This window comes from Aestuariivirga litoralis (genome assembly GCF_003234965.1).
GTDB lineage: Bacteria > Pseudomonadota > Alphaproteobacteria > Rhizobiales > Aestuariivirgaceae > Aestuariivirga > Aestuariivirga litoralis.
Genome location: NZ_QKVK01000005.1, coordinates 302,722 through 321,224 on the forward strand (window position 1 = coordinate 302,722; position 18,503 = coordinate 321,224).

15 protein-coding genes are annotated in these 18,503 nt (G+C 64.7%); 14 read left to right on the forward strand and 1 reads right to left on the reverse strand.

The features are described from left to right. Positions 1-59 precede the first annotated feature (59 nt). The 11 genes from DK847_RS13040 (at position 60) to DK847_RS13090 (ending at position 14,561) form a co-directional block, all read left to right on the forward strand. On the forward strand, positions 60-1,658 hold the full coding sequence (locus DK847_RS13040; RefSeq protein WP_204508322.1) for an ABC transporter substrate-binding protein: 1,599 nt from the start codon (positions 60-62) through the stop codon (positions 1,656-1,658). A gap of 190 nt (positions 1,659-1,848) precedes the next feature. After that, positions 1,849-3,456, forward strand: coding sequence for an ABC transporter substrate-binding protein (locus tag DK847_RS13045; RefSeq protein WP_111198948.1), 1,608 nt, complete (start codon positions 1,849-1,851; stop codon positions 3,454-3,456). Positions 3,457-3,593: 137 nt separating this feature from the next. Further along, the gene (locus DK847_RS13050) at positions 3,594-4,565 is read left to right on the forward strand and encodes an ABC transporter permease (protein ID WP_111198949.1); all 972 of its coding nucleotides are present in this window, start codon (positions 3,594-3,596) and stop codon (positions 4,563-4,565) included. Further along, positions 4,562-5,464, forward strand: a complete 903-nt coding sequence (locus tag DK847_RS13055; RefSeq protein WP_111198950.1) for an ABC transporter permease — start codon at positions 4,562-4,564, stop codon at positions 5,462-5,464. Before DK847_RS13050 ends, DK847_RS13055 begins: the two co-directional genes overlap by 4 nt. Next, a complete protein-coding gene (locus DK847_RS13060) occupies positions 5,454-7,094 on the forward strand; it encodes an ABC transporter ATP-binding protein (protein WP_111198951.1) in 1,641 nt (546 codons plus the stop codon). Before DK847_RS13055 ends, DK847_RS13060 begins: the two co-directional genes overlap by 11 nt. Before the next feature lie 5 nt (positions 7,095-7,099). Continuing rightward, positions 7,100-8,431, forward strand: a complete 1,332-nt coding sequence (locus tag DK847_RS13065; protein WP_204508324.1) for a flavin reductase family protein — start codon at positions 7,100-7,102, stop codon at positions 8,429-8,431. Positions 8,432-8,489: 58 nt separating this feature from the next. Next, positions 8,490-9,515 carry a LacI family DNA-binding transcriptional regulator gene (locus DK847_RS13070; protein ID WP_111198952.1) on the forward strand — a complete coding sequence of 342 codons (1,026 nt, stop codon included), beginning with the start codon at positions 8,490-8,492 and terminating at the stop codon, positions 9,513-9,515. 11 nt (positions 9,516-9,526) lie between these two features. Then, complete coding sequence (gene xylB, locus DK847_RS13075) at positions 9,527-10,984, forward strand: xylulokinase (RefSeq protein WP_111198953.1); 1,458 nt, start codon at positions 9,527-9,529, stop codon at positions 10,982-10,984. Next, positions 10,981-12,297 carry a xylose isomerase gene (xylA, locus tag DK847_RS13080; protein ID WP_425358692.1) on the forward strand — a complete coding sequence of 439 codons (1,317 nt, stop codon included), beginning with the start codon at positions 10,981-10,983 and terminating at the stop codon, positions 12,295-12,297. Before xylB ends, xylA begins: the two co-directional genes overlap by 4 nt. A 21-nt stretch (positions 12,298-12,318) precedes the next feature. Then, positions 12,319-13,377 carry a sugar phosphate isomerase/epimerase family protein gene (locus DK847_RS13085; RefSeq protein ID WP_111198955.1) on the forward strand — a complete coding sequence of 353 codons (1,059 nt, stop codon included), beginning with the start codon at positions 12,319-12,321 and terminating at the stop codon, positions 13,375-13,377. Positions 13,378-13,391: 14 nt separating this feature from the next. Then, on the forward strand, positions 13,392-14,561 hold the full coding sequence (locus DK847_RS13090; RefSeq protein WP_111198956.1) for a Gfo/Idh/MocA family protein: 1,170 nt from the start codon (positions 13,392-13,394) through the stop codon (positions 14,559-14,561). A 121-nt stretch (positions 14,562-14,682) separates the two neighbouring features. Here the strand turns inward: DK847_RS13090 and DK847_RS13095 are convergent, their stop codons facing one another. Next, entirely contained in the window at positions 14,683-15,954 is a 1,272-nt protein-coding gene (locus DK847_RS13095) for a DUF3422 family protein (RefSeq protein ID WP_111198957.1), read from the reverse strand. Between the two features lie 91 nt (positions 15,955-16,045). Here DK847_RS13095 and DK847_RS13100 point away from each other — a divergent pair, with 91 nt between their 5' ends. The 3 genes from DK847_RS13100 (at position 16,046) to rpe (ending at position 18,472) form a co-directional block, all read left to right on the forward strand. Then, complete coding sequence (locus tag DK847_RS13100; protein WP_161957261.1) at positions 16,046-16,693, forward strand: TetR family transcriptional regulator C-terminal domain-containing protein; 648 nt, start codon at positions 16,046-16,048, stop codon at positions 16,691-16,693. 91 nt (positions 16,694-16,784) lie between these two features. After that, the gene (gene gap / locus DK847_RS13105) at positions 16,785-17,798 is read left to right on the forward strand and encodes a type I glyceraldehyde-3-phosphate dehydrogenase (RefSeq protein ID WP_111198959.1); all 1,014 of its coding nucleotides are present in this window, start codon (positions 16,785-16,787) and stop codon (positions 17,796-17,798) included. A gap of 2 nt (positions 17,799-17,800) precedes the next feature. After that, positions 17,801-18,472 carry a ribulose-phosphate 3-epimerase gene (rpe, locus tag DK847_RS13110; RefSeq protein WP_111198960.1) on the forward strand — a complete coding sequence of 224 codons (672 nt, stop codon included), beginning with the start codon at positions 17,801-17,803 and terminating at the stop codon, positions 18,470-18,472. The last annotated feature ends 31 nt before the right edge of the window (positions 18,473-18,503 follow it).

Genomic DNA, 18,503 nt, shown 5'->3' on the forward strand with positions numbered 1-18,503 from the left:
CGGCGTTCCGGCACCACCCCCGCAGCCTATCACTGACGGTCACTTAAGGAGAGAGACGCATGACCGAATTCGAAATGAAACTGAAGGCAGCCGAGAAGGCCGTCGGCCTGGGCAAGCTGTCGCGCCGCGACTTCATCCAGTTCGTCATGGCCTCGGGCGTGACGCTCGCCGCCGCGCAGGCGATGTTCACCCGCGCTGCCCGCGCCGAGCCCAAGCAGGGTGGCACCTTCAAGGCCGCCGTCGGCCATGGCCAGACCACCGACTCGCTCGATCCGGCCACCTGGTCGAACGGCTTCACCTTCGCCTGGGGCAAGTCCGTCATGGGCGCGCCGCTGGTGCAGATCAGCCCGAAGAACGAAATCATCCCGCACGTCGCCGAAAGCTTCGAGCCGACGGACGGCGCCAAGAAGTGGGTGGCGAAGATCCGCAAGGGCATCACCTTCCACAATGGCAAGACGCTGACGGCCGATGACGTGGTCGCCACCATCAACTACCACATTGCGCCGGACTCGAAGTCGCCTGCCAAGGGCGTGCTCTCGAACCTCGTTTCGGTCAAGACCGACGGCCCGGACACCGTGGTGTTCGAACTTTCGGGCGGCAACGCCGACTTCCCCTACCTCGTGTCCGACTATCACCTTGCCATCTACCCCTCCGAGGGCGGCAAGATCCAGTGGGACAAGGGCATCGGTGCCGGTCCCTACATCCTCGAGTCCTTCGAGCCGGGCGTGAAGCTCACCGCCAAGCGCAACCCCAACTACTTCGGCAAGACCTACTTCGATGCCGTCGAGGTTCTCTCGATCATCGACGTCGCGGCCCGCACCAACGCCTATCTCTCGGGCGAAGTGCACTTCATCGACCGCGCCGACCTCAAGACCATCGACATGCTGAAGAACGCGCCGGACACGTCCCTCTACAACGTGTCGGGCACCGCGCTCTACTCGGCGCCGATGCTGGTTGACGTGGCACCCTTCGACAAGCTCGAAGTGCGCCAGGCGCTGAAGTGGGCGATCAACCGCCAGGAACTGGTGGACAAGATCCTCTACGGCTACGGCTCTGCCGGCAACGACAACATGCTTGCGCCCTCGCTCAAGTATGCGATCCAGCCGGAGCCCGTGTACAACTACGATCCGGAGAAGGCCAAGTCGCTGCTCAAGAAGGCCGGCATGGAAAACCTCACGGTCGACCTGTCGGCGTCCGATGCGGCCTTCCCGGGCGGCGTCGACGCGGCGCTGCTGATGGCCGAGCAGGCCAAGGCCGCGGGCATCACCATCAACGTGGTGCGCGAGCCGAACGACAGCTACTGGGACAATGTCTGGATCAAGAAGCCCTGGTGCCAGTGCTACTGGGGTGGCCGTCCCACGGCGGATGCCTTCCTGTCGATCTCCATGGCGGCCGACGCGGCCTGGAACGACACCAAGTGGAAGAACCCGCGCTTCAACGAGCTGCTCGTCGCGGCCCGTGCCGAGACGGACGAAGCCAAGCGCCAGGCCATGTATGCCGAGTGTCAGCAGCTCATGCATGACGACGGCGGCCAGGTCGTGCTGATGTTCAACAACTACGTCGGCGCCCTGTCGAACAAGATCGGTCACGAAGAAGCCTTCAACACCGACTTCGACCACGACGGTGGCTTCATGTACGAGCGCTGGTGGATGGCGTAAGTTACGCCTGACACAACAATTTAATCGAACTGGACCCCGTCAAGCGATTGACGGGGTCTTTTCGTCATGTGAACCTTCAACCAGGGCGGCAGCAGAACCCTTGGGACCCCGGCATGATCGGAGGTCCGCAGAAAGGGCGCGCCGGCCGGGGAAACGCAATGGCCGAAACCGGCCCGAGGGAGAAGACACGATGGACGAAATCAAGCACAAGCTGAATGCCGCATTGGGCCAGGCCGTGAGGGGCCGCGTCACGCGGCGTGAATTCACCCAGCTGGCACTGGCTTCAGGCGTCAGCCTGGCCGCCGCCAACAGCATGTTCACCAAGGCCTGGGCCGATGAGCCCAAGAAGGGCGGCAACTTCAAGGTCGGCGTGGGCCATGGCGCCACCACCGACTCGATGGACCCGGGCCTCTATCCTGACCAGTTCACCGGCACCGCGCTGTGGGGCACGCTCGCCAACAGCCTGACCGAGATCGACGCTGACGGCAACGTGGTGGGTGACGTGGCCGAAAGCTTCGAAGCCTCCGACGGCGCCAAGAAGTGGGTGTTCAAGGTTCGCAACGGCATCACCTTCCACAACGGCAAGACCGTGACGGCGGACGACGTGATCGCCTCGCTGCAGCATCACCTGGGCGAGAACTCCAAGTCGGCCGCCAAGTCGCTGTTGAAGGAAGTTGCCTCGATGAAGGCCGATGGCCCCAACACCGTGGTGTTCGAACTCACCGGCGGCAATGCCGACTTCCCCTACACCGTCTCCGACTACCACATGCCCATCATGCCGAAGAAGGACGACGGCTCGGTCGATTGGGAGTCCGGGATCCGCACCGGCGCCTACAAGCTCGAGAAGTTCGAGCCGGGCGTGCAGGCCTCCTTCACCAAGAACGAGAACTACTACAAGCCGGGCAAGGGCTGGTTCGACACGGTGCAGTTCCTGTCGATCAAGGACGTTGCCGCGCGCACCAATGCGCTGCTCTCGGGCGAGATCCAGTACATGGACCGCTGCGACCTCAAGACCCTCGACCAGCTGAAGTCCAACCCGGACATCACCGTGTCGGAGATCACCGGCTACGGCCACTACATCTACGTCATGAACGTGACGCAGAAGCCCTTCGACGACGTCAACGTCCGCACCGCAATCAAGTATTCGATGCCGCGCGAGGACATCCTGGCGACCGTGTTCCTCGGCCACGGCACGGTGGGCAACGACAACCCGATCGCGCCCACCGTCAAGTTCGCCGTCGATCCGCAGCCCAAGCACACCTATGATCCGGCCAAGGCCAAGGAGTATCTCAAGAAGGCCGGCCTCGACAGCCTGTCCTTCGATCTCTCCGTGGCCGATGCCGCCTTCGCCGGCGCCGTGGACTCGGCCATCCTGTGGAAGGAGAAGGCCAAGGCCGCGGGCATCGACATCAATGTCATCAAGGAGCCGGATGACGGCTACTGGGACAATGTCTGGCTGAAGAAGCCCTTCGTCGCCTCCTACTGGTCTGGCCGCCCCACCGTCGACTGGATGATGACCACGGCTTATGCCGCGGACGCCGCCTGGAACGACACCTTCTGGAAGAACCCGCGCTTCAACGAGCTTCTCGTTGCGGCACGTTCCGAGACGGACGAGGCAAAGCGTGCCGCCATGTATGCCGAGATGCAGCAGATCCTGCACGACGACGGCGGCCTGGTGAACATGCTGTTCAACTCCTACGTCGAAGCCCATGCGAAGAACCTCGGCCACGGCAAGGTGGCAGCCAACTGGCAGCTCGACGGCATGCGCGTCGCCGAGCGCTGGTGGTTCACCTCGTAACCTGACGGAAACGGCTGATCATAGGTCGGGGGCCGGACGGCGGATGCGCTGTCCGGCCCCTATCATTTTGCTGGGCAGGATCGGTGTTTCTGCTACTATCGAAAGAACGGGCCCGCAAAGAGGCCCAGGGGAGAGGCATGCATCCGGTTCTGAAAACCGTACTGCAGCGCTTGGGGCTCGGATTGCTGACGCTTTTCGTGGTGTCGGTCTTGATCTTCGCGTCCCTTGAAATGCTGCCTGGTGGCTTCGCACAAGCCATTCTCGGACAAGGCGCCACACCGGAAACGGTGGCCGCCTTCAACCACCAGCTCGGCCTCGACCGCCCGGCGACGGTGCGCTACTTCGAGTGGATCTGGAACGTGCTGCACGGCGACTTCGGCTATTCCTATGCCGGTGCCGGCGGCTCGATCAAGCAGAGCGTGTCCGGCATCATAGCGCCGCGCCTCTACAACACCTTCTTCCTCGCCATCATGACGGCCATCATCGCCGTGCCGCTGGCGCTGTTCCTCGGCATCATGGCGGCACTCTATCGCAACAGCCTCTATGACCGCGCCGTCAACGCCGTGACGCTGACCACCATCGCCACGCCGGAATTCTTCATCGCCTACCTGCTGATGTTCTTCTTCGCGATCAAGCTGAAGTGGTTCCCGTCGCTGTCGACAGTGTCCGACAGCACCAGCATCGGCGAGCACATGTATCGCGCGGCCCTGCCCGCCATCACGCTCACGCTCGTCATCGTCGCCCACATGATGCGCATGACGCGAGCCGCCCTCATCAACCTGCTCGCCAGCCCCTACATGGAAATGGCCAGGCTCAAGGGCGTGTCGCAGCGTGACGCCATCGTCCAGCATGCCCTGCCCAATGCCTGGGCGCCAATTGCAACCGTCGTCGCCTTCAACCTCGCCTATCTCGTGGTCGGCGTCGTCGTGGTCGAGGTGGTCTTCGTCTATCCCGGCATCGGGCAGCTGATGGTCGACTCGGTATCGAGCCGCAACATGCCGGTGGTGCAGGCCTGCGCCCTCATCTTCGCGGCCACCTACATCCTGCTCAACCTGTCGGCCGACATCGTGTCGATCATCACCAATCCCCGGCTGCTGCACCCCAAATGACCGCGCAAGCTCCAGACCTCCGCTCCGTCCGCGCCCGCCGCACCCTGTGGGAGAACACGCGGCGCACCCTTGCCTCCGCGCCCTTCAGCGCCTGGTTCGGCATGATCGTGATCCTGATCTATGTGATCGCCGCCATCTTCGCCCCATGGCTCGCGCCTTATGGCGAGGCGGAAGTAGTGGGCAAGGCCTATCAGCCGGCCGGCGGCGAGTTCTTCCTCGGCACCGACCAGATCGGGCGCGACCTGTTCTCGCGCCTCATCTATGGCGCGCGCAACACCATCGGCATCGCCTTCGTCACCACGCTGCTCTCCTTCGCCATCGGCGGCACGCTCGGCGTGCTGACGGCATTGAAGCGCGGCTGGCTGGACCAGGCGATCTCGCGCGTGGTCGATGCATTCCTCGCCATTCCCGTGCTGATTTTCGCGCTCATGCTGCTGGCGGTGGCCGGCAAGAGCATCATCAACCTGGTTCTGATCCTGGCACTCCTTGACTCGACCCGCGTCTTCCGCCTCGCCCGCGCCACGGCGCTGAACGTGGTGGTGATGGACTATGTCGAGGCTGCCAAGCTGCGTGGCGAGAAAATGGGCTGGATCATCTTCAAGGAAGTGCTGCCCAACATCCTCCCCGTGCTTATCACCGAGTTCGGCCTCAGGTTCTGCTTCGTCTTCCTCACCATCGCGGCGCTGTCCTTCCTCGGCGTCGGCATCCAGCCGCCCACCGCCGACTGGGGGTCGATGGTGGCCGAGAGCAAGACGCTCATCACCTTCCCCGTCCGCACCTTCCCGTGGATCCCGGCGCCCTTCTACCCCGCCATGGCCATTGCGCTGCTGACGGTCGCCATCAATTTCGTGGTGGACTGGTTCCTCCACAAGACCAGCGGGCTCCGCGATGAAAAGTGACAACCAGCGCGTAAAAGGCGCGGACCTGCTGCAGATCCGCGGCCTCAAGATCGAAGGCAATTCGGATGGCGTCTGGCACCCCATCGTCAAGGGCGTCGACCTCACGCTGAAGCGCGGCGAGGTGCTGGGCCTCATCGGTGAATCGGGTGCCGGCAAGTCGACGATCGGCCTTGCCGCCATGGGTTTCGCCAGGCCCGGTTGCCGCATCGTCGACGGTACCATCAATTTCGACGGCATCGACCTGCGCACGGCGTCCGAAGCGGAGAAGCGCAAGCTCTGGGGTGCCCGCATCGCCTATGTGGCGCAGAGTGCGGCGGCCTCCTTCAACCCCGCCCACAGGCTCATCGACCAGACGGTCGAGACGGCGACGCGCGACGGCATCATGACACGCGACAAGGCGGTGGCCGATGCGGTGGACCTTTATCGCCGGCTGCAGCTCCCCAATCCGGAAACCATCGGCGGCCGCTATCCCCACCAGGTGTCCGGTGGCCAGTTGCAGCGCGCCATGACCGCCATGGCCATGTCCTGCCGCCCCGACCTCATCATCTTCGATGAGCCGACGACGGCGCTCGACGTGACAACCCAGGTCGAGGTGCTTGCGGCGATGCGCAACATCGTCGAGGAGTTCCACACCGCGGCGATCTACATCACGCATGACCTTGCCGTGGTGGCCCAGATGGCCGACCGCATCATGGTGCTGCGCCACGGCCTCGAGGTGGAGGAAGCCCCCACCCGCGAGATGCTGAGGGAACCCAAGAAGGACTATACCAAGACCCTCTGGGCGGTGCGCAAGCTCGCCAAGGAGGAATCGATCAGCGATGACGTGACGCTGAGCGTGCGCAACGTCGACGCCAGCTATTCCGGCGTCGTCAAGGTGCTCGACAACGTCACCGTCAGCCTGCCGCGCGGCCGCACCGTTGCCGTGGTGGGCGAGTCGGGCTCCGGCAAGTCGACGCTGGCCCGCGCCATCACCGGCCTCCTGCCGCCGTCGAAGGGCGAGATCCTGTTCAACGGCAAGCCGCTGTCCAAGGCGCTGAAGGACCGCGACAAGGACACGCTCCGCCGCATCCAGATGATCTACCAGTCGGCGGACACCTCGCTGAACCCGAAGCAGACCATCCGCGACATCATCGGACGCCCGCTCGAATTCTACCACGGCATCAAGGGTGCGGCGCGTGACCGCCGCGTGGCGGAACTCCTCGACTCGATCGAGCTCAACGAAAGCTACATCGACCGCCTGCCCACCGAACTCTCGGGCGGCCAGAAGCAGCGCATCTCGATCGCCCGCGCGCTGGCCGCCGAACCCGAGATCATCATCTGCGACGAGGTCACCTCGGCGCTGGACCAGATCGTGCAGGAGGAAATCCTCACGCTCCTGATGAAGCTGCAGAAGGACACCAACGTGTCCTACCTCTTCATCACCCATGACATCGCCACGGTACGCGCAATCTCGGACGAGATCGTCGTCATGCATCGCGGCAAGGTGGTGCAGCAGGGGCCCAAGACCCAGGTGCTGAACCCGCCCTATCCGGCCTATACCGAGCTTCTTCTCTCCTCGGTGCCGCAGATGGACCCCGACTGGCTCACCAACCTTCTGGCGAGCCGCGCCCAGGCGAAGGTCAAGGCCTGAGGGCCGTGGCAGCCGGACTCCGCTACAGCGAGACGGGTGAGGGCGAGGCGGTTCTGTGCCTCGGGCATGATGGGCAGGCACTCGCCGCCACGCACCGGGTGATCGCGGTCGACATCACCTCGGGCGGGCCGGTCAACGGCCTGCGCCACCTGATCGAAGACCTGGGCATCACGGCCGCCAACATCGTGGCGCGCGGCGCGGGCGCCGGACTGGCGCTCGCCTTTGCCGCTGCCCATCCGCAGAACGTGCTGCGTCTTGCGCTCGTCGCCCCGGCGCGCCTCACGGAGGACACCATCCTCTGTCCGGTCCTGATCCTCGGGGAGGCGGAGGTACCGGCATCGATGCCGCGCGCCCGCGTTGAAGGCGCAAGCGATATCGATGCGCAGCTCGCCTCCTTCCTCACCCGACGCCTCTCGGGCTTCGACAACCGCGAACTCCGCTCCGCCTTCGGAAGCTTTATGACCGGTGTCACCATCGTCACCACCACCGGTGTCGACGGCGGCCCGCGCGGCTTCACCGCCAACAGTTTCACCTCCGTGTCGCTCGAACCGCCGCTGCTGATGATCTGCATCGGCAAGCAGGCGGCAAGCATGGAGACCTTCCGCCGTGCCCGTGGCTTTGCCGTCAACATCCTGTCGGAAGCGCAGAAGGACACTTCCGTGCTTTTCGCATCGAAGCGGCATGACAAGTTCGAGGCCGCGTCCTGGCGGCCCGGGCCCTTCGGCAATCCACTGATCGAGGGCTCCGCTGCATGGTTCGACTGCGCCCGCTACCAGGTGATCGATGCCGGTGACCACATCATCCTGATGGGGCACATCGAGGCCTTCTCCTATTCGGATGCCAACCCGCTGGGCTATGCGCGCGGCCACTATATCACGCTGGGTCTCGAACAGGCGGCGGTGAACGCGGCGTCGTCCGCCAGCCGCACCGTGGTCGGCGCCATCCTCGAGAATGACAACCGCCTCGTGCTGCTGCCCGACCCCTCCCGTCCCAGCGGCCTGGCGCTTCCCGAAGTGGGCCGCCTTGGGCCTTCGGGCAGCGCCTCGCAGCTTCACGACCTGTTGCAGCGGGAGGGGCTGGACGCCACGCTCGGCTTCCTCTTTGCCGTCTTCGAAAACCCCGGCACGCGCGAGCAATGCATCTACTACCGCGGCGAGGCCCTCCTGCATGCCCGCGGCCGCACGGTGCTGGCCGATTTCGAGGACATTCCCTGGGATCGCCTGCCCGACGAAGCCACCCGCTCGATGCTCCGCCGCTATGCCGCCGAGCGCAAGATCGGCCGCTTCAAGGTCTATTCCGGCGACCACAGGCAGGGCACCGTGAAGGCCGTCGATTAGCGCCTGATAGACGCCTCTCAGGAATTGACGAAATCTTGCAGCCGCGCTTTGATGGGCCATGGTCAAGGCCACCATCGAGGATGTTGCCGAGGAAGCGGGCGTCAGCGTCGCCACGGTCGACCGTGTGCTGAACGGCCGCGCCGCCGTGCGGCCGCAGACGGCGGAGCGCGTCGAAAGGGCCATCCGCCGGCTCAACTACCAGCCGGACCGGCTGGCAGCCCGCCTGGCGCGCGCCCGCGAATATCGCTTCTGCTTCATCCTGCCCGAGGGTGCCAACGCCTTCATGCTGGCCTTGGGCGATGCCGTACAGGAAGAGTCGCTTCGCATGGTGCGCGAGAAGGTGGTGATCGACCTCCGCTATACCGACGTCTTTGACGCCCAGAAGCTCTCGGCCACACTCGACTCGATTGGCCCCGTCTATGACGGCGTCGCCGTGGTGGCGCTCGACCATCCCCGGGTGCGCGAGGCGATCAATGCGCTGTCCGAGCGCGGCGTCTCGGTGGTGACGCTCGTCTCCGACGTGCCGAGTTCCAAGCGCATCCATTATGTCGGCATCGACAATTCCGCTGCGGGCCGCACCGCGGCGACGCTGATGGGTCGCTACCTTTCGGGCCGCAAGGGCAAGGTCGGCCTCGTCGCCGGCTCGCTGTCGCTGCGCGACCACATCGAGCGCCAGTTCGGCTTCGAGCAGGTCATGGCGCATGATTTCCCGAACCTCACCATCTTGCCCGTGCGCGAGGGCCGCGACGACCGCGACAAGGTGAAAGCCGTGGCCGACCAGATCCTCGCCGACAACCCGGATCTCATCGGCCTCTACAATGTGGGCGCGGGCTCGGGCGGCATCGCCGCGGCATTGGAACATGCGGGGCGTGCCCGCGACGTGGTCTTCATCACGCATGAACTCACGGAAGACACGCGCCGCGCGCTGATCGACGGCACCATCGACATCATCATCAACCAGGATGCCGGCCACGAGGTGCGGAGCGCCATCCGCGTGCTCATGTCCAAGGCCGACAAGCTGCCCATCGTGGAGCAGATGGAACGCATCCGCATCGACATCTATCTCCGCGACAACATCCCGTAAGAGGACCGCACATGTATCTGGGACTGGATTTCGGCACATCTTCGGTGAAGGGCGTGCTGATCGACGCAAAGCAGAAGATCATCGCCACGGCGTCGGCACCCCTGAAGGTCTCGCGCCCGCAGCCCGGATGGTCGGAGCAGAACCCGGAAGACTGGTGGAAGGCCTGCAACATCGTGGTGAAGACGCTGGGCAAGATGAAGCCCAAGGCCATTGCCGCGGTCGAAGGCATCGGTCTCTCCGGCCAGCAGCATGGTGCTACCCTTCTCGGCAAGGACGGCAGGGCGCTGCGCCCCTGCATATTGTGGAACGACGCGCGTTCCTTCCGCGAATGCGAGGACATCGAGAAGGCGGAGCCGCGTGCCCGGGAGATTTCCGGCAACATCCCGCTCGCGGGTTTCACGGCGCCGAAGCTCCTCTGGGTGAAGAAGCACGAGCCCAAGGTGTTCTCGCAGGTCGCCAAGGTGCTGCTGCCCAAGGACTACATCCGCTTCCGCATGACCGGCGAATATGCCTCCGACATGTCGGACTCGTCCGGCACCTACTGGCTCGACTGCGCCAAGCGCGACTGGTCGTCGAAGCTCCTCGCCGCAGGCAGCATGAGCATCGACCAGATGCCGAAGCTCTACGAAGGCACCGATGCAACGGGCCGCCTCACACCCGCCGTCGCCAAGGCCTGGGGCATGCCGAAGCGCCCCGTGGTGGCCGGTGGCGGCGGCGACAATGCCGCAGCGGCCTGCGGCATCGGTGCGGTGACGGACAATGCCGCGCTGGTCTCCATCGGCACATCGGGCGTGATGTTCGTCTCGAACGACCAATTCCGCCCGAATGCCGGCCGCGCCGTCCATGCCTTCTGCCATGCGGTGCCCAACACCTGGCACCAGATGGGCGTCATCCTCTCCGCCGCCGCGAGCTTGGAATGGCTGGCCACCGTTCTCGGCAAGCCCGCGCCGAAGCTCACCGCGGCGCTGGGCAGCAAGCTCACCGGACCTTCGGCGGCGCTAATGCTGCCCTATCTCTCGGGCGAGCGCACGCCGGTCGCGGATGCCCAAATCCGCGGCCTCATCATGGGGCTGGGCCATGAGTCGGACCACAAGACCCTCACCCACGCGGCACTCGATGCCGTGGCCTTCGCCTTCCGCGACTCCCTCGAGGCACTGAAGGATGCGGGCACGGAAGTGAAGCGCGTCACGGCCGTGGGCGGCGGGTCGAAGTCCGAACTCTGGCTCAGGATCATCGCCACCGTGCTCGGCGTGCCAGTCGACCTCCCTGCGGCGGGCGACGTCGGCGGCGCCTTCGGTGCAGCGCGCTTGGGGCTTATCGCCGCAACGGGGGCCGACTATCGCAAGGTGCTCACCGCGCCGAAGACCGCCCGCACCATCAAGCCCGAACCCAAGGCGCGCGACGCTTACGAAGCGCATTACCGCCGCTATGCCTCCATCTATCCCGCCATCAAGGAGATTTATCGCTGATGTCCGCTTTCTATTCCATCAAGGACCCGATCAGGTACGAAGGTCCCAACGCCCGAGGCGAACTGGCTTTCCGCTGGTACAATCCCGACCAGGTGGTGATGGGCAAGAAAATGCGCGACCACATGCGCTTCGCCATCGCCTACTGGCACACGCTGTGCTGGCCGGGTGGCGATCCCTTCGGCGGCGACACCTTCATGCGCCAGTGGCACCACATGGGCGACGAGATGGCGGCGGCCCGCATGAAGGCCGACCTGATGTTCGAGACGTTGCGGCTGCTCGACGTCGACTTCTTCTGCTTCCATGACCTTGACATCGCACCCGAGGGCAAGTCGCTGAAGGAGTTCAACGCCAACGTCACCGAGATCGCGAAGATCTTCGAGAAGAAGATGGCGGCGAGCGGCAAGAAGCTCCTGTGGGGCACCGCCAACATGTTCTCCAACCGCCGCTTCATGGCGGGTGCGGCGACCAACCCCGATCCGGACGTCTTCGCTTACTGCGCCGCACAGGTGAAGCATTGCATGGATGTCACCAAGGACCTCGATGGCGCCAACTACGTCATGTGGGGCGGCCGCGAGGGCTACGAGACGCTGCTCAACACCAAGATCGGCCATGAGCTGGAACAGGCCAAGCGCTTCCTCTCGATGGTCGTAGAATACAAGCACAAGATCGGCTTCAAGGGCCCGATCCTGATCGAGCCCAAGCCGCAGGAGCCGACCAAGCACCAGTACGACTATGACGTGGCCACCGTCTATGCGACCATCGCCTCGCTCGGCCTCCAGAACGACGTGAAGGTCAACATCGAGCAGAACCACGCCATCCTCGCCGGCCACACCTTCGAGCACGAGATCGCGCTCGCGGCGGCACTGGGCATCTTCGGCTCGATCGACATCAACCGCGGCGACTACCAGTCGGGCTGGGACACCGACCAGTTCGCCATGAACATCCCGGAAATGTCGCTGGCCTTCCTCGAGATCCTCAAGGCCGGCGGATTCACCACCGGCGGCCTCAACTTCGACGCCAAGATCCGCCGCCAGTCGATCGACCCCGACGACATCCTCCATGCGCATGCCGCCTCGATGGATGCCTGCGCCCGCGGGCTCCTCATCGCGGCGACGGTCCTCGAGGACGGTAAGCTCGGCAAGATCGTCGACGAGCGTTACGCCAAGTGGAACGAGTCGAAGAACAAGGCGATGCTGGAGGGCAAGGAGACGCTCGAGTCGATTGCAAGGCGCGCCTTGGCCGAGGGCCTTGACCCGCAGCCCAAATCCGGCAGGCAGGAGCGCCTCGAAGCGCTTCTCAACTCTTACATCTGATCCGTCCAGGGAGGACCCAACATGCCGACCGATATCAAGGGACCCGCCATTTTCCTCGCCCAGTTCGCAGGCGACGCAGCGCCCTTCAACTCATGGGATTCGATCACCAAGTGGGCCGCCTCGCTCGGCTACAAGGGCGTGCAGATCCCCAGCTGGGATGGCCGCCTCTTCGACCTGAAGAAGGCCGCCGAGTCCAAGACCTATGCCGATGAGGTGCTGGGCGTGGCCCGCGCCAATGGCGTGGAGGTGACCGAGCTCTCGACGCACCTGCAGGGCCAGCTCGTCGCCGTGCATCCGGCTTATGACGAGGGCTTCGATGCCTTCGCGCCGGCGCAAGTCCACGGCAAGCCGAAGGACCGCCGCGCCTGGGGCGAAGAGCAGGTGAAGCTCGCAGCCAAAGCCTCGCAGAACATGGGCCTCACCAGCCACGTCACCTTCTCCGGTGCGCTCGCCTGGCCCTTCATCTATTCCTGGCCGCCGCGCCCGCCGGGCCTGATCGAGGAGGCCTTCGACGAGCTGGCGCGCCGCTGGAAGCCGCTGCTCGACACCTTCGACAAGCATGGCGTCGACGTGGGTTACGAACTCCATCCCGGTGAGGACCTGATCGACGGCATCACCTTCGAGATGTTCCTCGAGCGGCTGAACAACCACCCGCGCGCCCAGATCAACTACGACCCGTCGCATTTCGTGCTGCAGCAGCTCGATTATCTCGACTTCATCGACATCTATCACGAGCGCATCTGCGCCTTCCACGTGAAGGACGCGGAGTTCAACCCCACGGGCCGGCAGGGCGTCTATTCCGGCTTCCAGCCCTGGCTCAAGCGCGCGGGCCGCTTCCGCTCGCTGGGCGACGGGCAGGTTGATTTCGGTGCCATCTTCTCCAAGCTCGCCGGCTACAACTACGACAGCTGGGCCGTGCTCGAATGGGAATGCTGTATCAAGGATGCCGAGCAGGGGGCAGCCGAGGGCGCACCCTTCATCGAAAGCCACATCATCAAGACCACGGCCAAGTCCTTCGACGATTTCGCCGGCGGCAAACCCGACACCAGCAAGGCCCGCCGCATGCTGGGCCTGGCATAAGGGGAGCGCGCATCATGGTATCAGGACGCAGCGACGCGAATACGGGCCGCATCCGGCTCGGCATGGTGGGCGGCGGGCAGGGGGCCTTCATCGGCGCCGTGCACCGCCTCGCCGCGCGCATGGACGATCAATATGAATTCGTGGCCGGCGCCCTCTCCGCCGACGCGAAGAAGGCCAAGGCCTCGGGCGCGGAACTGGGCTTGGCGCCCGACCGCATCTATACCGACTTCCGCGAGATGGCGAAGGCCGAGGCAAACCGCACCGACGGCATCGAGGCCGTCTCCATCGTGACGCCCAACCACGTGCACGTGCCCGCAGCCCTCGCCTTCATCGAGCAGGGCATCCACGTCATCTGCGACAAGCCGCTGTCGCTGAACCTCAAGGAGGCAAAGCAGCTGGAGAAGGCGCTGGCGAAACACCCGGGCGTCATCTTCGCGCTCACCCACAACTACTCGGGCTACCCGATGATCCGCCATGCCAAGGCCATGGTGAAGGCGGGCGAGCTGGGCGAGATCCGGCTGGTGCAGGGCGAGTATCCACAGGACTGGCTCACCACGGCCCTTGAGAAGACCGGCCAGAAGCAGGCCGAGTGGCGCACCGACCCGAAGCGCTCAGGCGCGGGCGGCTGCGTGGGTGACATCGGGACGCATACCTACCAGCTGATGTGCGATGTCTCGGGGCTCAGTGCCAGCGAGCTCTCGGCCGACCTCACCAGCTTCGTGAAGGGCCGCGTGCTGGACGACAACGTGCATGTGATGTTGCGCTTCAACAATGGTGCGCGCGGCATGATCTGGGCCAGCCAGGTGGCGCCGGGCAACGAGAACGGGTTGAAGATCCGCGTCTACGGCACCAAGGGCGGCCTCGAATGGACCCAGGCCGACCCGAATTACCTCTGGTACACGCCCTTCGGCGAGCCGAAGCGCTTGATCACCCGCGGTGGCGCAGGCTCCGGCCCCGCCGCAGGCCGCGTCACCCGCGTGCCGCCTGGCCACCCTGAGGGCTATCTCGAAGGCTTCGCCAACGTCTATACGGAAGTCGCCCGCGCCATCAAGGCGAAGCGGGCGGGCAAGAAGGTCGAGAAGGACGTCGCCTTCCCCGGCATCGCCGACGGTGTGGCCGGAATGGCCTTCATCGAGGCCTGCGTGAAGTCATCGGAGAAGAACGGGAAGTGGACGAAGCTGTAGGGCTTCGAATATCTCTCCCCACTCCCATAATCGCCGGGCTCGTCCCGGCGATCCTGTTTGGTGGCCACAAAAGGGATGCGCGGATCAAGCCCGCGCATGAGGAGGTGTAGGGGAGGTGACGTCAGTCCTTCTCCGAACTCAGGATATGCTTCCTAAGCCTTCTGATCCCGTACCACACCAGGAAGACGACGACCGGGATGATGGCGATGCTGACCAGCTTGCCCATGGCTTCGGCATGGGCATATGAGCCCAGGCCTTCGATCAGCTTCGACAGGATGCCGATGAGGTAATAGCTGATTGCCACCACGGAGAGGCCTTCGACCGTTTCCTGCAGGCGGAGCTGCTGGTGGCTGCGCTTTTCCATCGACTTCAGCACTTGCTGGTTCTGGGCCTCGAGCGCGATGTCGACGCGGGTGCGCAGCAGGTTGGAGGCGCGCTCGCTGCGCTCTGCCAGGCTCCGGATGCGGTCGTTCACCGCCTGGCAGGTGGCCATGGCGGGCGAGAAGCGGCGGTCAAGGAAGACGCCGATGCGCTGGAAGCTCATCACCTTCTCCTCGCCCAGTTCCGCGATGCGCTTGTCGACCAGTGCGGAATAGGCGCGTGCCGCCGAAAAGCGATAGCTGGTGCGGCTCGAGATCTCCTCCACGTCACGCGCGATGCGGCTGAGCGACGTGAGCAGTTCGGCGTCCTCGTGGCTCTCGCGCGCTGACAGCATCTCTGCCGTCACCTTGGACAGCGCGCGGTCAAGGGCCCCCAGTTCACCCGTCACCTTGCGCGCCAGCGGCAGCGCCAGCAGTGCCATCATGCGGTAGGTTTCGATTTCGTGGATGCGGCGGATGACCCGGCCGAGCCTCAGGGGCGACAAGCCATGGTCCTTCACCAGCATGCGGGTATAGCCATCCTCGCCGATGCGGAAGTCGGTCCACACCGTCGCCTGGCCGGAGCTGACACGAGACCCCGCAAGGTCCTCGTGCCCGAACATGCGAATGAGCTCCGCCACGTCCGGCCCCGGCTCGTCCTTGGCCATGACGCGGGTATGGATGCCCACGAGGCGGGAGCCCGGCAGGCCGTCGACCCAGCCCACGGGGAGGATGGCCAGCGCCTCGCCTTTCTCGGGGCCACCCTCTGCCACCACGCTGATGCGGTAGAACTCGCCGTGCCGCTCATACTTGAATTGCCCGCCGGCAATGTCGGCGGCATGGTGGGCAGCACCAGGTGGCGGCGGCTTCACTCCCAGGGCGTCGCAGAGCAGGCGGACATGTTCCAGCGGGTCCGAATCCCCCTCGGACAGGGTGAAGGCCAGGTGCGTGATGCGGGCTGGCGCGACCACCGGCAGGCCCGGGCGGCCATGCAGCTCGTCGTTGAGGATGGATCTCAATTCATGGTCGCGCATATCAAGCCTTACGAGAAGTTTTCGCCGCCGGGTCACCTAAGGTCAGGCTTCGGCCTTTCCCAGGGGCAAAGCATTGACTATGCTGCACCGCATGGCAAGTGCGCGACAGAGCGATTCCACCCGCCAGCGCAAGGCTGCAAGGCCGGTGCGCCGCCAGCAGCTGATCGAGTCGACCATCGCCGTCCTGGCGCGCAAGGGCTATGCCGCAGTGACGGTCGCCGATGTCGCGAAGGAGGCCGGACTGTCTGCCGGCATCGTGATCTTTCACTTCAACAGCAAGGAAGAGTTGCTGGGCGCCGTGCTGGAGGCGCTCGCCGCCGAGTACCGGAACCACTGGGAAGCCAGCATGAAGGCCGCAGGCCCGTCTGCCGCTGCCCGGCTGCAGGCGATGTTGCTCTCGGACTTCGACACGGAGATCTATACCCGCGAGAAGCTTGCGGCCTGGGTGGCCTTCTGGGGGGAAATCCAGGGCAGACCCTTCTATGACCAGATCTGCGCCGGTTTCGATGCCGAACGCCAGGCCGCCACCGAAGCCCTGTGCAGCCAGATCATTGCCGAAGGCCATTATGGCCTCGACCCGCAGCTGATCATGCGGGGGCTGGAATCGCTGGGCGATGGGTTGTGGATCAGCCTCGGTGGCGGCGGCTACAAGGGGCAGGTGAGCGGCACCCAGGCCAAGCAGGTGATGGCGGCCGCGCTCGCCGCCTTCTTTCCGAAACATTATGTCCGGCCGGCCTGAGTTGCGCACCTCAACAACCCCCTTTCGCGGCGCAGCAAAATCTCTATAACAGCCGCCGAGTTTCGAACCCCCATCATCCGGAGAGCTTCCCATGACGAAAGTCCGTGTCGCCATCAACGGCTTCGGCCGCATCGGCCGCAACATCGTTCGCGCCATCTATGAATCGGGCCGCAAGGACATCGACGTCGTCGCCGTCAACGATCTGGGCCCGGTGGAAACCAACGCCCATCTCCTGCAGTTCGATTCCGTGCACGGCCGCTTCCCGCATGAGGTGGTGGTGAAGGGCGACTCGATCTCGATCGGCAGCGACCAGTTCAAGGTCACCGCCATCAAGGATCCGAGCCAGCTTCCCTGGAAGGATCTCGGTATCGACATCGCGCTCGAATGCACCGGCATCTTCACGGCGCGTGACAAGGCGGCAGCCCACCTCACCGCCGGCGCCAAGCGCGTCATCGTCTCGGCTCCGTCGGATGGCGCGGATTGCACCGTCGTCTATGGCGTCAACCACCAGGGCCTCACCAAGGATCACATGGTGATCTCGAACGCCTCGTGCACCACCAACTGCCTCGCCCCCGTGGCCAAGGTGCTGAACGATGAGCTCGGCATCGAGAAGGGCATGATGACGACGATCCACTCCTACACCGGCGACCAGCCGACGCTCGACACCATGCACAAGGACCTCTACCGCGCCCGCGCCGCGGCACTCTCGATGATCCCGACCTCGACCGGTGCCGCCAAGGCCGTGGGCCTTGTGCTCCCCGAGCTCAAGGGCAAGCTCGACGGCTTCGCCATGCGCGTGCCGACGCCGAACGTGTCCGTCGTCGACCTCAAGTTCATCGCCAAGCGCGCGACGACCAAGGAAGAGGTGAACGAGCTCATCAAGAAGGCCGCCGCCGGCCCGTTGAAGGGCATTCTCGGCACCACCGACAAGCCGAACGTGTCGATCGACTTCAACCATGATCCTCATTCCTCGGTCTTCCACCTCGACCAGACCAAGGTGATGGACGGCAACTTCGTGTCGATCCTGTCGTGGTACGACAATGAGTGGGGCTTCTCCAACCGCATGGGCGACACGGCCGCCTATTTCGGCAAGCTGATCGCCTGATCATGAAGACGCGGCCCCTGCTGATCTCGCCCTCGATCCTCGCCGCCGACTTCGCGCGGCTCGGCGAGGAGGTGCGCGCAATCGATGCGGCAGGGGCCGACTATATCCATATCGACGTGATGGATGGGCACTTCGTGCCCAATATCTCCTTCGGCACGCCGATCATGGACTCGATCCGCAGTGTCACGAAGAAGCCCTTCGACGTCCACCTGATGATCGCGCCCGTCGATCCCTATCTCGAAAGCTTCGCCAAGGCGGGAGCGGACATCATCACGGTGCATGCCGAAGCGGGCCCGCATCTCGACCGCACGCTGCAGGCCATCCGCGCCATGGGCAAGAAGGCCGGCGTCTCCTTGAATCCTGCAACGCCGGCGTCGGTGCTGAAGCACGTGATGGACCGGTTGGACCTGATCCTGGTGATGAGCGTGAACCCCGGCTTCGGCGGCCAGTCCTTCATTCCTGCCATGCTCGAGAAGATTTCCGAGATCCGCGACATGGTCGGCGGCCGCGACATCGACATCGAGGTTGACGGCGGTGTGACGCGCCACAACGCTGGCGACATTGTGCGCGCAGGGGCCAATGTTCTGGTGGCAGGTTCGGCGATCTTCAAGACGAAGGACTATGCTGCCGAGATCCGCGCCATCAGGGCCGCTGCGACATCGGTCGCAGTCTGAACATCTCCCCCCCCCCCCCCCCCCCCCCCCC

Coding starts and splice junctions, on each gene's coding strand:
- rpe (WP_111198960.1), top strand. CDS start 17,801: ATGAAGACGCGGCCCCTGCTGATCTCGCCCTCGATCCTCGCCGCCGAC.
- gap (WP_111198959.1), top strand. CDS start 16,785: ATGACGAAAGTCCGTGTCGCCATCAACGGCTTCGGCCGCATCGGCCGC.
- DK847_RS13040 (WP_204508322.1), top strand. CDS start 60: ATGACCGAATTCGAAATGAAACTGAAGGCAGCCGAGAAGGCCGTCGGC.
- DK847_RS13085 (WP_111198955.1), top strand. CDS start 12,319: ATGCCGACCGATATCAAGGGACCCGCCATTTTCCTCGCCCAGTTCGCA.
- DK847_RS13055 (WP_111198950.1), top strand. CDS start 4,562: ATGACCGCGCAAGCTCCAGACCTCCGCTCCGTCCGCGCCCGCCGCACC.
- DK847_RS13100 (WP_161957261.1), top strand. CDS start 16,046: ATGGCAAGTGCGCGACAGAGCGATTCCACCCGCCAGCGCAAGGCTGCA.
- xylB (WP_111198953.1), top strand. CDS start 9,527: ATGTATCTGGGACTGGATTTCGGCACATCTTCGGTGAAGGGCGTGCTG.
- DK847_RS13095 (WP_111198957.1), bottom strand. CDS start 15,954: ATGCGCGACCATGAATTGAGATCCATCCTCAACGACGAGCTGCATGGC.
- DK847_RS13060 (WP_111198951.1), top strand. CDS start 5,454: ATGAAAAGTGACAACCAGCGCGTAAAAGGCGCGGACCTGCTGCAGATC.
- DK847_RS13045 (WP_111198948.1), top strand. CDS start 1,849: ATGGACGAAATCAAGCACAAGCTGAATGCCGCATTGGGCCAGGCCGTG.
- DK847_RS13090 (WP_111198956.1), top strand. CDS start 13,392: ATGGTATCAGGACGCAGCGACGCGAATACGGGCCGCATCCGGCTCGGC.
- DK847_RS13070 (WP_111198952.1), top strand. CDS start 8,490: ATGGTCAAGGCCACCATCGAGGATGTTGCCGAGGAAGCGGGCGTCAGC.
- DK847_RS13050 (WP_111198949.1), top strand. CDS start 3,594: ATGCATCCGGTTCTGAAAACCGTACTGCAGCGCTTGGGGCTCGGATTG.